General features: G+C 62.7%; 12 protein-coding genes and 1 pseudogene. 2 read left to right on the top strand and 11 right to left on the bottom strand.

Features of this window, described 5'->3' with window-relative positions; genetic code table 11:
• Positions 1-10: 10 nt before the first annotated feature.
• The 3 genes and pseudogenes from ACRHIG_RS11035 to ACRHIG_RS11025 form a co-directional block, all read right to left on the bottom strand.
• Positions 11-1,621, bottom strand: coding sequence for a ShlB/FhaC/HecB family hemolysin secretion/activation protein (locus ACRHIG_RS11035; RefSeq protein WP_489630185.1), 1,611 nt, complete (start codon positions 1,619-1,621; stop codon positions 11-13).
• 210 nt (positions 1,622-1,831) lie between these two features.
• Positions 1,832-4,074, bottom strand: a pseudogene (locus tag ACRHIG_RS11030) (CHASE2 domain-containing protein).
• A gap of 8 nt (positions 4,075-4,082) precedes the next feature.
• A complete protein-coding gene (locus tag ACRHIG_RS11025) occupies positions 4,083-5,705 on the bottom strand; it encodes a GAF and HD-GYP domain-containing protein (RefSeq protein WP_475415567.1) in 1,623 nt (540 codons plus the stop codon).
• Positions 5,706-5,902: 197 nt separating this feature from the next.
• On the opposite strand from ACRHIG_RS11025, the gene ACRHIG_RS11020 reads away from it, so the two are divergent.
• Positions 5,903-6,799: an MBL fold metallo-hydrolase gene (locus ACRHIG_RS11020; RefSeq protein ID WP_475415568.1), complete on the top strand. Its 897-nt coding sequence runs from the start codon at positions 5,903-5,905 to the stop codon at positions 6,797-6,799.
• Between the two features lie 167 nt (positions 6,800-6,966).
• On the opposite strand, the gene ACRHIG_RS11015 is transcribed toward ACRHIG_RS11020, so the two are convergent.
• From ACRHIG_RS11015 to rpsF, 7 genes are all read right to left on the bottom strand, one after another.
• A complete protein-coding gene (locus ACRHIG_RS11015) occupies positions 6,967-7,980 on the bottom strand; it encodes an inorganic phosphate transporter (protein ID WP_072452470.1) in 1,014 nt (337 codons plus the stop codon).
• 39 nt (positions 7,981-8,019) lie between these two features.
• The gene (locus tag ACRHIG_RS11010; RefSeq protein WP_010400015.1) at positions 8,020-8,646 is read right to left on the bottom strand and encodes a DUF47 domain-containing protein; all 627 of its coding nucleotides are present in this window, start codon (positions 8,644-8,646) and stop codon (positions 8,020-8,022) included.
• Between the two features lie 94 nt (positions 8,647-8,740).
• Positions 8,741-10,126, bottom strand: coding sequence for a replicative DNA helicase (locus tag ACRHIG_RS11005; protein WP_071322553.1), 1,386 nt, complete (start codon positions 10,124-10,126; stop codon positions 8,741-8,743).
• Between the two features lie 134 nt (positions 10,127-10,260).
• On the bottom strand, positions 10,261-10,716 hold the full coding sequence (gene rplI / locus ACRHIG_RS11000) for a 50S ribosomal protein L9 (RefSeq protein ID WP_034783456.1): 456 nt from the start codon (positions 10,714-10,716) through the stop codon (positions 10,261-10,263).
• 27 nt (positions 10,717-10,743) lie between these two features.
• Positions 10,744-11,034 carry a 30S ribosomal protein S18 gene (rpsR, locus tag ACRHIG_RS10995; protein WP_010400024.1) on the bottom strand — a complete coding sequence of 97 codons (291 nt, stop codon included), beginning with the start codon at positions 11,032-11,034 and terminating at the stop codon, positions 10,744-10,746.
• A 25-nt stretch (positions 11,035-11,059) separates the two neighbouring features.
• On the bottom strand, positions 11,060-11,359 hold the full coding sequence (gene priB / locus ACRHIG_RS10990) for a primosomal replication protein N (protein WP_086144118.1): 300 nt from the start codon (positions 11,357-11,359) through the stop codon (positions 11,060-11,062).
• Positions 11,360-11,379: 20 nt separating this feature from the next.
• On the bottom strand, positions 11,380-11,766 hold the full coding sequence (gene rpsF, locus ACRHIG_RS10985; protein ID WP_010400028.1) for a 30S ribosomal protein S6: 387 nt from the start codon (positions 11,764-11,766) through the stop codon (positions 11,380-11,382).
• A gap of 275 nt (positions 11,767-12,041) precedes the next feature.
• Between rpsF and lexA the strand changes: the two genes are divergently transcribed.
• On the top strand, positions 12,042-12,677 hold the full coding sequence (gene lexA / locus ACRHIG_RS10980; protein WP_475415637.1) for a transcriptional repressor LexA: 636 nt from the start codon (positions 12,042-12,044) through the stop codon (positions 12,675-12,677).
• A gap of 64 nt (positions 12,678-12,741) precedes the next feature.
• On the opposite strand, the gene ACRHIG_RS10975 is transcribed toward lexA, so the two are convergent.
• The gene (locus ACRHIG_RS10975) at positions 12,742-13,983 is read right to left on the bottom strand and encodes a cystathionine gamma-synthase family protein (RefSeq protein ID WP_489630184.1); all 1,242 of its coding nucleotides are present in this window, start codon (positions 13,981-13,983) and stop codon (positions 12,742-12,744) included.
• Between the last annotated feature and the right edge of the window lie 10 nt (positions 13,984-13,993).

Genomic DNA, 13,993 nt, shown 5'->3' with positions numbered 1-13,993 from the left:
CATCCTGATGCTAGTAGGCCAAGGCGAGGCGGAAATGCAGGCGGTTGGCGCCCCGCTGTCCCGTGTCGCCGCCATTGACGACATGGGCGTAATCGAGTTGCAGATTGGCGTAGCGGCTCAGCAGCAAACGCAGGCCGAGGCCGCCGCTGCTGATGCCTTGCGACGCGCTTTCGCCGGGCAGCGCATGGTTGCGGCGCAGCCAGGCCGTGTCATAGAACGCCAGCGCGCGGCACTGGTAAGCGAGCGCCTGGCCGCACCAGTTCGGCGTGTACAGTTCCAGGTTCAGGTTGACGCCCGAATCGTTCGATACTTCGCGCTCGGCAAAGCCGCGCACGGACGCGGCGCCGCCGGCGCCGAACTGCTCGCCCGGCACCAGCGCGTCGGGCGTCACCTGCGCGTTGGCCAGCGCGCGCCATTGCCAGTCGCCGGCCAGCACGCGGCCCGTGCTGGCGCTCAGGCGCAGCGTGTTGTAGGCCGCCTTGGCATGCGCGCGCACGCGGTCGAAATCGGCTTGCGCGCCATGCTTGCCGCCAGGAATGTTATGCGCGAAGGTGACCGCCACGCTGGTCTCGCCCTCGGGCAAGGTCCAGTTGCCGATATAGCTGATGCTGAGCGGATGCACGGTGACGTCGGCACCCAGTTCCATGCCGAACAGCTGCACGCTGTTGCGGTAAGCCTTGTAATCGACGCCGTACACGAGCTTGGGTTCGAAATCGCCGCTGCGGGCAAAGTTCTGGTTGTAGCGGATGCCGGCCATGCTGCCCTGGCCGCTGACGGCCAGGTCGAAAATGCCGGCCGAGACGCTACCCGAATCGACGTTCGAATAGCTGGCGAAAAAGTCCATCGAGTCGCCCAGCGCATACAGCGGCAAGTGGTAGCCGGCGCCATACACGCCCACCTTGTCCGGCTTTTCCAGGCTGCTCGTGTATTGCAGGCTGGCGACGTGGTCGCGGCCGAACAGGTTGGCATGCTGCAGCACCACGCCCACGTGCGTCTTGCCCGTTTGCGCATTGCCCGTGTTGTCCACGTTGAGCATGACCTTCCAGGGCTTTTCATCGGCCACCGTGACGATGGCATCGATGGCGCCCGCCGGCTCGTCGGCCTGCAGCCGCACTTCGATCTTGCGCGCCGGGTTTTCATTGGCCAGCTTCAGGCTTTGCGACAGGGCCGGCACGTTCGGCGTCCCGCCTTCGCGCAGGGATGGCAAGGCGCGCCGCACGTTGGCCTCGTCGACCCAGGCGTTGCCGCTGATAACAAGCTTGCCCAGCGGCGTTTGCAGCACGCTCAGACGCACCACGCCACGCTCCAGTTCCTGCTCGGGCAGTTGCACCTGCACGGCGCTGTAGCCGCGCTCGCGGTAAGCCCCTTCCAGCGCCTCGACGGCGCGGGCGATGTCGGAAAAATCGCGCTGTGCTCCCGTAAAGGGCGCCAGCAAGGCTTGCACCTGCGCGGACGTGAGCAGGGTATTACCCTGGACGTCGAAGCGGCGGATCTCGAAGCGCGGCACGCCATCGTCCTGCGTGGCAGGAGCGGCTTCATCCATGGAAACGGCGGCGCCGGCGGCGCCGACGGCGAACAGCAGCGCGGAACCCGCAAGCAGGTGCACCAAACGATATGTCATGTGAAGGATTTCTTGTGTAACCGGACAAGCGCGCGGCCCGCAGGCGCCAGCGTGTCCGGCAATGGATTGAAGACAAATTTTAGACGGCTTTTAGTTTCCAGTCAGAAATTTCTAACATTTCTCCCTGATTTTTATCGCAACGCAACAAACAGCGCGCCGGGCATGCTGAAAAATGCCGGCATGGCCAGCCTTTTCCGGCGCGATGACAGGCTATTTGCTGTGCAATTCTGTCACGCCATCCCAGCCGGCCGGCGGTGGCGCGTTGCGGTATTGCGCCAGACGCGTCGCGTAGAGCCGGTACAGGCCATCATCGGGAAAGTCCGCCTGCAGGCCGGCCAGCTGCGCGCCAGCCGCCGCCCAGTCGCGCGCGCGCAGCCGGGCCAGCACCGCATGCCAGCGCTCGATCTGCGCCAGCTCGGCCGCTGCGGCACCGGCCAGCAGGCAGCGCGGCTCGAAGATGGCCACCGCTTCCTGCTTGCCCAGCACGCGTATGCGATCGAGTTCGCGGTACAGGAATTCCGGGGCGGCCGCGCGCGTGGCCCCGCCCACCACGATGCCCACGCCATACAGCTTGCTGGCGCCTTCCAGGCGCGCGGCCAGGTTGACGCTGTCGCCCATCACGGTATAGGCGCGGCGGATGCGCGAGCCCATGTCGCCCACATGCATGGGGCCCGTATTGAGGCCGATGCCGATGCGCAGCGCCGGCCAGCCGCGCGCGCAAAACCGCTGGTTCAGCCGCGCCGCGCTTTGCTGCATCAGCAGGGCGCTGGCCACGGCCCGGCTGGCGTGGTCGCCAAAGGCGACGGGCGCGCCCCAGAACGCCATCACGGCGTCGCCGATGTATTTGTCCAGCGTGCCGCCATGGCTGTCGCGGATATCTTCCGACATGGCCGTCAAGTATGCGTTGATGTATTCGCGCAGCGCGGCCGGCGCCAGCTGCTCGGAGATGGCCGTGAAACCGCGCACGTCGGCAAACAGCACCGTCAGTTCGCGGTTCTCGCCCTCCATGGTGTAGCGGCGCGGATCGTCGGCCATCTCGGCCACCAGCTCGGGCGCCACGTATTCGCCGAAGCGCGCCACCAGCGCGCGCCCCTTGCGCACCTCGAAAAAGTAGCCCCACGCCAGATTGGCGACGAACAGCGCAAGGATCAGCAACAGCAGCACGGCGCCGCCCAGCACCAGGTCGTGCACGGCGTACAGGTACAGGTTGATGCCGATGGCGGCGGCCAGCGCGGCCACGGTGGCCAGCATCACGCCAGCCGGCGGCAGCACGGCCAGGGCGCCCGCCAGCAGCAGGCCACACAGCACGATCTGCACCAGTTCCAACGCCAGCGCGTAGTCGGGCCGCGCCTTGAAGCGCCCGTCGAGCATGGACTTGATCAGGTTGGCGTGCACCTCCACTCCCGGATATTCGGCATTCACGGGCGTGGCGCGGATATCGTTCAAGCCGGGCGCCGTGGTGCCCACCAGGACGATGGCGCCCTTGAGCAGCGCGGGCGGCACCGTGCCGGCCAGCACGTCGGCAGCCGACACGTAGCGGAAGGCGCCGCCATCGGGGCCGCCCGCGCCGCGGTACTGCACCGTGGTCGTCAAGGCTTCGCCGACAGGAATCGCCAGCGCGCCGCGCGGCGTGAACAGCATGATGTGTTCGAGGCCGCCGCTGGCCAGTTCGCGCGCCGACAGGGTATCGGCCGTGCCCGTGAAACGGGGGCGATGGCGCGCGCCTGCAGGTAGACGGCGACGGTGGCCAGCGACAGCGAAGGGTAATAGCCGTCGCCGATACGCTGCAACAGGGTCGAGGAACGCACGACGCCGTCGGCATCGGTCAGCGCCGTGAAGATGCCGGCGCCCTGCGCGGCCGCCTGCAGGGGCGCGATATTGGCTTCATAGCCGCGCGCCACATAGGCCGTGACCGTGCGCCCGTTCAAGTCGGCGACGGTGAAAGCGGGTTTGGGCAGCACGCCCTTCCTTTGCTGCTCCGAGACGCTGTAGCCCAGCACCACGGGCTGGCCGCGCATGGCCTCGGCAAACAGGCCGTCGTAGTCCATGGCCGGGCGCAGTTTTTCCAGCTGCGCCGGCAGGCCGGCCACGTCGGCCAGTGCGCCGCGCGCCAGGCCTTGCAGCACGGCGTAGCCGGAACTGGTATCGGCTTCGGGAAACGAGATATCGAAGCCCAGCGCGGCCACGCCGTAATGGCCCGTGAGCTGGCGCACCAGGCGCGCCTGGATGTCGCGGCTCCAGGGAAAGCGGCCCACGCGGGCCAGGCTTTGCTCGTCGATGTCGACGATGACGATGCGGCGGTCCAGCTGCGGCGCATCCAGGCGCATGCGCCAGTCGCCCAGCATGGCATCGAACCGTGTGATGGTGTCGTTGCCGGCCAGGCACAGCACGGCGGCCGCCACGCTGAGGAGCAGGCCCAGCGCGAAACGCGCGCCATGCTTGCGCCAGGCCAGCGGCAGCTTCACGGGGTATAGCCCGGAATGGCCGCCTCGTCGACGGCATCGATCTGGCTCGGATGCATGTGCTTTTCAGCGAAGGTCAGATAGACCTTGCTGCGGATGAACACGTCGAACAGCTCCGGGTCGATATGCCCGTTCAAACTGAAATTGCCGAGGATGCGCAGCGATTCGGACAGCGACTTGCCCTTTTTATACGGCCGGTCGCGCGCCGTCAGCGCTTCGAAGATGTCGGCAATCGCCATCAGCCGCGCCGGCACCGACATCTGCTCTTTCGTCAATCCCCGCGGATAGCCCTTGCCATCCATGCGCTCGTGGTGGCCGCCCGCGTATTCCGGCACCTTTTGCAGGTGCTTGGGCCACGGCAGCGCTTCGAGCATGCGGATCGACACGCTGATGTGGTTATTGACGATGGCCCGCTCGGCCGCCGTCAGGGTGCCGGCGCGGATGGTCAGGTTTTCCGTCTCGTCGGCATCGAGGAAATCGCGCAGTTCGCCGTCGGCCGCGCGCCAGCGGCGACGGGCGATCTGCCGCACTCTTTCCTGATCGGCCTGCGCCATGCTTTCGCCGCCGATGTTGACCCTGCGGATGAAGTCGCGCTCCTCGCGCAGCGCCGCCTGTTCCAGTTCCAGCGCGCGGGCGATGGCATCTTTCTGCTGCGGCTGCGCCGCCTGCTGGCGCAGGGCCGCGATCTCGGCGTCGCGCAGCAGCACTTCGTAGCGCGTGTCGATCAGGGCGATGCGGTCGAAAATCGTTTCCAGCTTGGTGGCCTTGTCGACCACGTGCACGGGCGTGGTGATCTTGCCGCAATCGTGCAGCAGGCCGGCCAGCCACAGCTGCTTGCGCTCGTTGTCGCTGAGCCGGAAATCGGCCAGCGGCCCCGTTTGCGTCGCGTGTGCGGCATCGGCCAGCAGCATCGTCAGCTCGGGCACGAACTGGCAGTGCCGCCCCGTGTAGGGCGACTTTTCGTCGATGCCGATATTGATCAGGGTGACCAGCGATTCGAGCAGCTCTTCCAGCTGCGAAATGAGCAGCTGATTGGTCAGCGCCACCCCAGCCTGCGCGGCCAGCGCCTCGATGAAGCGCTGGTCGGTGGAGGAAAAGGCGCGCACCTGGCCCGTCTCGCCATCCTTGGCATTGACCAGCTGCAGCACGCCGATCAAGTCGCCCTCGTGGTCGCTCATGGGCACCGTCAGGATCGATTGCGTGTGGTAGCCGTGGTGGCGGTCGAAATCGCGCATGCCGGAAAAATTGAAGCCCTCGTCGCGGTAGACGTCGGCGATATTCACGCTGCGGCGCAGGTTCGCCGCATACGCCGCCACCGAGGCCAGGTTGGGCTGGCCCGCGCCATCGAACAGGGGCACGCCGGGCAAACCCATGTCCGCCCCCTGCGCGATGCCCAGGCTGTCGTTGACGCTGATGTCAAACGCCAGCTGGCGCCCCTCAAGCGCGGGCCGGTACAGGGTCGCGCCGTCGGCGCCGCTCATGCTTTTTGCCAGCAGCACGATGCGCTGCAACAGCGCGCCGATATCGTGCCCTTCGCCGCCCAGGCCATGGCCGAGCGCGACACTGAGTTCGGTCAATTGCTCCAGTCTGTGGGCGATTTTCTCAGGGTGCAACTGAGGCATGTTGGCGGCAATCAGGTAATGGGCAAGCAAAAAGGGGAAGTCGGCAAGCGCCAGTGTAACGGCCACCCTGCGCACTGTACATTACTTAGTCACAACAAAATGAAATAACTTTCCGTATTGCAACACACATAAATGTTGCCGCCAATCTCATTAATTAGAATAGAATCAACAATAATTACACCGTAACAAGGTACTGAATGAAATTCACGTTCAGGGGCGTGCGCGGCTCCATCCCCTCCCCCGGCCCGCGCACGGCGCGCTATGGCGGCAACACCACGTGCATCGAGGTGCGCACCGACAACGATAGCCTGATCATTCTCGATGCGGGCAGCGGCATCTTTTCACTGGCGCAGCAGCTGCCGCCGGGCCAGCCCGTCGACGCGCACGTCTTCATCACGCACAGCCACTGGGACCACATCCACGGCTTGCCCATGTTCTCGCCCCTGTTCGTGGCCGGCAACCGCATGCGCCTGCATGGCGCCCTGGACGGCACCAGCGGGCGCGGCATCGAGCACGTGATGGCGGTGCAGCTGCAGGGCAGCTATTTTCCCGTCAGCGAAGCGGCCATGGCGGCCAGCATCGAGTACCGCACCCTGGCGCCGGGCGACATCGTCGACGTGGGCGGCGCGCGCGTGCGCGGCGCGGAAATGAACCATCCGGTGGTCAACCTCGGCTACCGCATCGACTGCGGCGGCGCCTCGTTGTTTTTCAGCGGCGACCATGAACCGTTCTACAACCTGCATCCGCCCGGCCACGCCGACCACGCGGCCTGCGCGGCGCGCAATGCGCAGCGCCAGGCCGGCATCGATGCGCTGGTCGCCGGCGTCGACGCGCTGATCATGGATTGCTCGTACACGCGCGAGGAATACCCGGGCAAGCAGGGCTGGGGCCACGGCACCTTCGACGCCGCCTTCGACCTGGCCCTGCGCTGCGGCGCGCGGCGCCTGTACTGCACCCACCACGAACCGACGCGCAGCGACGAGCAGCTCGAAGCCGTGTTTGCCGACGTGATGGGCCGCTATGCCAGCCGCCTGGCCGGCCTGCAGGTGTTCCTCGCCAGCGAGGGGCTGACGGTGGAACTGGCCGGCGCATAAAAAGGAACCTTACGGTTCCTTTTTTATACATGCGCCCAGTTGGCCCGAGGCCCTCTGAAAACCGTAGCGAGCAAGCCCGATATCGGATTGAGTAGCGGAGCTGTACTTTAGTACAGTGAGCAACGGAGATTCGATAGTGGGCTGCGCAGTAGGTTTGCAGAGGTGCCTTACATGATGTGGTGGCCAATCCACCAGGCGACTGCGGCAACAAACGCGGAAGCGGGAATCGTGAAGATCCAGGCCCAGACGATGTTGCCCGCCACGCCCCAGCGCACGGCCGACATTTTCTGCGACGAGCCGACGCCGACGATGGCGCCCGTGATCGTGTGCGTGGTCGACACGGGAATGCCCAGCGCCGTCGAGACGAACAGGGTGATGGCGCCGCCCGTTTCGGCGCAGAAGCCGCCGACCGGTTTGAGCTTGGTGATCTTCTGGCCCATGGTCTTGACGATGCGCCAGCCGCCGAACAGGGTACCGAAGCTGATCGCCGTGTAGCACGAGATGATGACCCACATCGGCGGCATGGCATCGGCCGCGCTGGAGTAGCCGGCAGCGATCAGCAGCATCCAGATGATGCCGATGGTTTTTTGCGCGTCGTTGCCGCCGTGGCCCAGGCTGTAGGCGGCGGCCGATACCAGTTGCAAACGGCGGAACCACTTGTCGACCTTGCGCGGCGTCGAGCGCACGAAGATCCACGACACGAGCAGCATCATGATGGAACCGAACACGAAGCCCAGCACGGGCGCGATGACGATGAAGGCCACGGTTTTCCACAGGCCGGCCGCGACCAGCGCGCCCGTGCCCGACTTGGCGACGGCGGCGCCCACCAGGCCGCCGATCAGGGCGTGCGAGGACGACGATGGAATGCCGTAGTACCAGGTAAACAAATTCCAGAAGATGGCGCCCATCAGCGCGCCGAAGATCACGTACTGGTCGATCACGGCCGGGTCGATGGTGCCCTTGCCCACCGTGGCGGCCACGGTCAGCTGGTGGAACACGAAGATGGCGACGAAGTTGAATGTGGCGGCCATGGCAACCGCGGTCTGCGGTTTCAATACGCCCGTCGAGACCACCGTGGCGATCGCGTTGGCGGCATCGTGGAAGCCGTTCATGAAGTCAAACAGCAGCGCCAGGACGATCAACAGGCCTAGCACGTAGATGCTGATTTGTATGGTCATTATAGTTTCTTTTCTGATTCTGGTTCAGGACAGGCCCAACGCTTACGCGTTTTCGACGATGATGCCTTCGATAATATTGGACACATCTTCGCAACGGTCGGTCACGGTTTCCAGAATTTCGTAGATCGCTTTCAGCTTGATCAGGTTGCGCACGTCCGGCTCGTCGCGGAACAGCTTGGACATCGCGGCGCGCATCACGTGGTCGGCGTCCGATTCCAGGCGGTCGATCTCTTCGCAGATGGCGACGATCTTGCGCGAGTTGTCCATGTTGTGCAGCATGGCGACGGCGTCGCGCACTTTCTCGGTACAGGCCAGCACCAGTTCGGCCAGGCGCTTGGCTTCCGGCGTGACGGCCTTCAGGTCGTACAGCGAGACGGTTTGCGCCGCATCTTCCAGCAGGTCGAGGATGTCGTCCTGGCGCGTGATCAGCTGATGGATGTCATCGCGGTCGATCGGCGTGATGAAGGTCTTGTGCAGCATTTCCACGGTGGCGTAGGTGACCTTGTCCGCCTGTTTCTCGATGCTTTCGATCGCATGCACGCGGTTTTCCAGGTCGTCGAAATTGGTCATCAGGCCGAGCATCTCTTTCGCGCCCTTGACGCACAGTTCCGCGTGCTGGTTAAACAATTCAAAAAACTTGCCCTCAGTGGGCATCAAGCGTCCAAACATGTCATTCTCCGTTAAGCATTGAGTCGTGTTATTTACTACAGAAAGCCGCCCCGTATGAGGGGGCGGCCAATGGAATTGCCAGTGCTGCTGAGTCTTAGTCGCCTTGGTAAAGCGCCAGGCCACCACTGTAATTGCCAAATTTGGTGTACTGCCCCATGAAGGTGAGGCGGATGCTGCCGATTGGGCCGTTACGCTGTTTACCGATGATGATTTCGGCCGTTCCCTTGTCCGGCGAGTCGGGGTTATACACCTCGTCGCGGTAAATGAACAGGATCACGTCGGCATCCTGCTCGATAGCGCCCGATTCGCGCAAGTCGGACATGACAGGACGTTTATTGGGACGTTGTTCCAGCGAGCGGTTCAGCTGGGACAGCGCGATCACGGGACAACCGAGTTCCTTCGCCAGGCCTTTCAAGCCCCGCGAAATCTCGGAAATCTCCGTGGCGCGGTTGTCGCCCGGGGTATTGGCCGACATCAGCTGCAAGTAGTCGACGATGATCAGGCCCAGCTTGCCGCACTGGCGCGACAGGCGGCGCGAGCGGGCGCGCAATTCGATCGAGTTGAGCGCCGGCGTTTCATCGATGTACAACTGCGCGTCGTTCATCTTCTGGATCGCATTCGTCAGGCGCGGCCAGTCCTCGTCGTTCAGGCGGCCCGTGCGCAGGCGGTGCTGGTCCAGCTGTCCGACGGAGCCGAGCATACGCATGGCCAGCTGGGCGCCGCCCATCTCCATCGAGAACACGGCCACGGGCAAGCCGCTGTCGATGGCCACGTTCTCGCCGATGTTGACGGAAAACGCCGTCTTGCCCATCGACGGACGGCCCGCCACGATCACCAGGTCGCCCGGCTGCAGACCCGAGGTCATGCGGTCGAGGTCGATGAAACCGGTGGGCACGCCCGTGATTTCACTCTGGTTGTCGCGGCTGTACAGCTCGTCGATGCGCTCGACCACCTGCGTCAGCAGGGGCTGGATGGCGGTCCAGCCCTGGGCGCCGCGCGCGCCTTCTTCGGCGATGGCGAAAATCTTCGATTCGGCCTCGTCAAGCATCTGCTTGACTTCCTTGCCTTGCGGGCTGAAGGCCGTGCCGGAGATATCGTCGGCGACGGTGATGAGTTTACGCAGCACGCCGCGGTCGCGCACGATCTCGGCGTAGCGCCGGATGTTCGCGGCCGATGGCGTGTTCTGCGCCATGGCGTTCAGGTAAGCGAGTCCGCCCACGTCCTCGGCCTTGCCGAGCTGGGTCAGGGTTTCAAAAACAGTAATGACATCGGCTGGCTTGGAAGCGTTAACCATCTTGACGATTTGCTCGAAGATGATGCGATGGTCATAGCGATAGAAATCCTCCGCATGCATGAAGTCGGCGATGCGGTCATAGGCGGCATTGTCGCGCAGCAGACCACCGATGACGGATTGTTCTGCTTCGATCGAATGCGGCGGAATACGGAGGGAATCCAGTTGCGGATCAGAGGGGGCGTTCATGGCGCGAATTATACCCGCTTCGGCGTGCCGGCAAAAATAAAGGGCTGAAAATGAGCGAAAAAAGGCCACAAAAAAGCCGGGCGAACCCGGCTTTTCATAGTGCGGCAGCGCTTGCGGGCCAGGCCCGCAGACGATTACGCGTTCGCGTCTGGAACGACAGCGATCACCACTTCCACGACCACGTCGGTGTGCAGAGCAACCGAAACGTTGTGCTCGCCAACGATCTTCAGCGGGCCGGTAGGCATGCGGATTTGTGCTTTTTCAACAGCAAAACCTTGCTTGGTCAGCGCTTCAGCGATGTCGAAGTTGGTGACGGAACCGAACAGACGGCCATCGACGCCAGCTTTTTGAGCAACTTGAACGGTCAGGCCGCTCAGTTTTTCGCCCTGGGCTTGCGATGCGGCCAGTTTGGCGGCAGCAGCTTTTTCCAGTTCGGCGCGCTTGACTTCGAATTCAGCCACAGCGGTTGCCGTAGCACGACGTGCCAGGCGTTGCGGGATCAGGAAGTTACGTGCGTAACCGTCTTTGACTTTGACGACTTCGCCGAGGTTACCGACGTTTACAACTTTTTCTAACAGAATGATTTGCATAGTTCTTCTCCAGGAATATCTGACCGATTAAGCGTGGTGCAGATCGGTGTATGGCAGCAGCGCGAGGAAGCGAGCGCGCTTGATTGCGGTGTCGACTTGGCGCTGGTAGTGCGCTTTGGTACCGGTCAGGCGTGCTGGCATGATCTTGCCGTTTTCCTGGACGAAGTCTTTCAGCGTGTCGACGTCTTTGTAGTCGACTTGCTCAACGTGAGCTGCCGTGAAGCGGCAGAACTTCTTACGTTTGAACAAAGGGTTTTGCTGTTTGCGTTTTTCTTTAAGCTTGAGCTTATTTTTGTCGAACTTTTTACCGAATGCCATGTCAGGCTCCTGTATCTAAAATGCGCTAGTCGGGAATGACTGCACTAAAATCAATGATGTGAAACACCAAACTCTTGCTGTTGCGGCTCTTCCTGGCCAGGAAACCCGTGAACTGATACACCCCGCCCAAGCTTGCCTGGCTGAACCGGCCTGAAATTTCGCCAGCGGCTAGCGCGGCAACATCAAACTCGGTCAAACGGGCAATCCCTGCTTCCATCTGCTGCGAACTGTGTTGCAATACTGCATTCACAATCGGCAGCCCTGCCGGGGTATAGCGCAATATTTCGCGCTCGGCAATGATGGCGGTGACTTGTAGCTGGTTCAGCGCACGATCCTGGTCAAAAATTAAGCGGCTGCGGCTGGAGCGGCTGCTGGTGCTTCGGTGCGGTGGCTTTTGGCCGCGTCTTCGCGTTGTACCGATTTCATCATCGGCGAAGGAGCTGTTTCAGCTTTCTTCATTTTAACGGTCAGGTGACGCAACACGGCATCATTGAATTTGAATGCTGTTTCCAACTCGACCAGGGTCTCGTTGTCGCATTCGATGTTCAGGCAGATGTAGTGTGCTTTAGGCAGCTTTTGGATCGAGTAAGCCATTTGACGGCGGCCCCAATCTTCCACGCGGTGAACCGAACCGCCGCGGGTGGTTACGCTGGCTTTGTAGCGTTCGATCATCGCGGGCACTTGCTCGCTTTGGTCCGGATGGACGATAAAGACTATTTCATAATGACGCATGCAAACTCCTTCAGGTCGGATTGATAATCGCCCACCCCGGCGTCAAGACGGGTGTGGGAAGGTCAGCCGAAGATTATAACCGCCTTTTGCAAACGTTTCAATCATTGCTTGCGCCAGCGCCCGAAAAGACCGCGCGCAAACGCGCTTTCCGCCCATGGACAAGTATTTCTTGCGAAATTCGCCGAAAACACGCAAATCCCCTTGCATAGTGGGCGATACTGTACAAAAATACAGTCTGTTCATATAGACAGCATTTCAGTATGCACCCACCGCTCATGATCAAGCTGACAGCACGACAAGAACAAATCCTGAACCTGATCAAGGACGCGATTGAAAACACGGGCTTTCCTCCCACCCGTGCCGAAATCGCCAATGAACTGGGTTTCAAATCGGCCAACGCGGCCGAAGAGCATTTGCAGGCCCTGGCCCGCAAGGGCGCCATCGAGATTTCGCCCGGCACCTCGCGCGGCATCCGCCTGATCGGCGCGGCCGCTGAAGCCCTGCCATCGAAAGTGCCGGCAGCGCTGCTGATGTCGCTGCCCCTGATCGGCCGCGTGGCGGCAGGCTCGCCCATCCTGGCACAGGAAAACCTGGAAGCGAGCTACAACGTGGACCCGGCCCTGTTTTCGGCCAAGCCCGACTTCCTGCTGAAGGTGCGCGGCTGGTCCATGCGCGACGCCGGCATCATGGATGGCGATTTACTGGCCGTCAAGAAGGTCGACAGCGCCAAGAACGGCCAGATCGTCGTCGCCCGCATCGGCGACGAAGTCACCGTCAAGCGCTACAAGAAGACGGGTTCCGTGATCGAACTGTTCCCGGAAAATCCCGACTTCAAGGTCATCACCGTATCGCCGGAAGATGAATTCGCCCTGGAAGGGCTGGCCGTCGGACTCATGCGCAGCTGGCATTAAACGACTGCACGAAAAAGGGCCGCAACAGCATGACTGTTGCGGCCCTTTTCATTTATCCGGCGACTTATACATCGAGTGCCTGGCGGAAATCCTCGAGCAGATCCACCTCGTCCTCGATGCCGACGGAGACGCGGATCAGCGATTCGGCGATACCCATGCTGGCACGCCGCTCGGCACCCATCTCATAGAAGATCGTGTGGGCGACGGGAATGACCAGGGTGCGCGTGTCGCCGAGGTTGCTCGCGGGAATGGCCAAATTCAAACGATTGAGGAAATCGAAGCAGTCGATGCCATCCTTGAGTTCAAAGCTGAACAGGGAGCCATAGCTGCGGAACAGGTCGCTCGCCAGCGCATGCTGCGGGTGCGACGCCAGACCCGGGTAATGCACGGCCGCCACGCGCGGATCGGCGGCCAGCATGGTGGCCAGGGCCAGGGCGTTCGAGCAGGTGCGGTCCATGCGCAAGGCCATGGTTTCCGCGCCGACGGCGATATGGTGCGCCGCTTCCGGCCCCAGCGAGGCGCCGAAGTCGCGCAAGGCCTTGGCGCGGATTTGCGCGATACCCCATTGCGCCGGCGCCGCCTTCTTGTAGTTCTCAAAGATGTTCGGATACTGCGTCCAGTCGAACACGCCCGTGTCCGTCAAGCTGCCGCCCAGGGCATTGCCGTGGCCGCCGATGGATTTCGTCAAGGCATTGACCACCAGGCCCGCGCCCACGGCTTTCGGGCGGAACAGATACGGCGTCGTCATGGTGTTGTCGACGATGTACAAGATGCCCTTCTCGCGGCACAACTCGCCGATCTTTGCCAGGTCGGCGATCTGCGTGCGCGGATTGGCGATGGTTTCCACGAACACGATGCGCGTGGCCGGCGTGATGGCGGCCGCCACGTTGGCCACCTCGGTGGCGTCGACGAACGATACATCGATGCCCTGCCCCGTCACCGTTTGCCACAGGCTGTTGGTGTTGCCAAACAAAAAGGCCGACGACACCACATGGTCGCCCGCGCGCAGCAGCGACTGCACCACGGCGCCGATGGCGCCCATGCCGGTGGCGAAGCACAGGGTGGCCACGCCATCTTCCATCTGGTTGACCTTGTCTTCCAGCGCGGACACGGTCGGGTTGCCCTGGCGGCCATAGCGGAAGCCCGGCTCCTTGCCCTGGAACACGGAAGCGAGCTGGCGCGCATCGCCATAGCCGAACGCGACGGAAGTGTGCACGGGCTTGTGCAGGGAGCCGTGCTCGATGCCCTTGCGGCGGTCGTTATGCAGGATGGTGGTGGTAAAGCCGTAGTTTTTTTTATCGTTCATGATCGCGGAG

It is taken from the genome of Janthinobacterium sp. C22, assembly GCF_057919405.1.
This window is presented reverse-complemented; position numbering and strand designations above follow the sequence as displayed.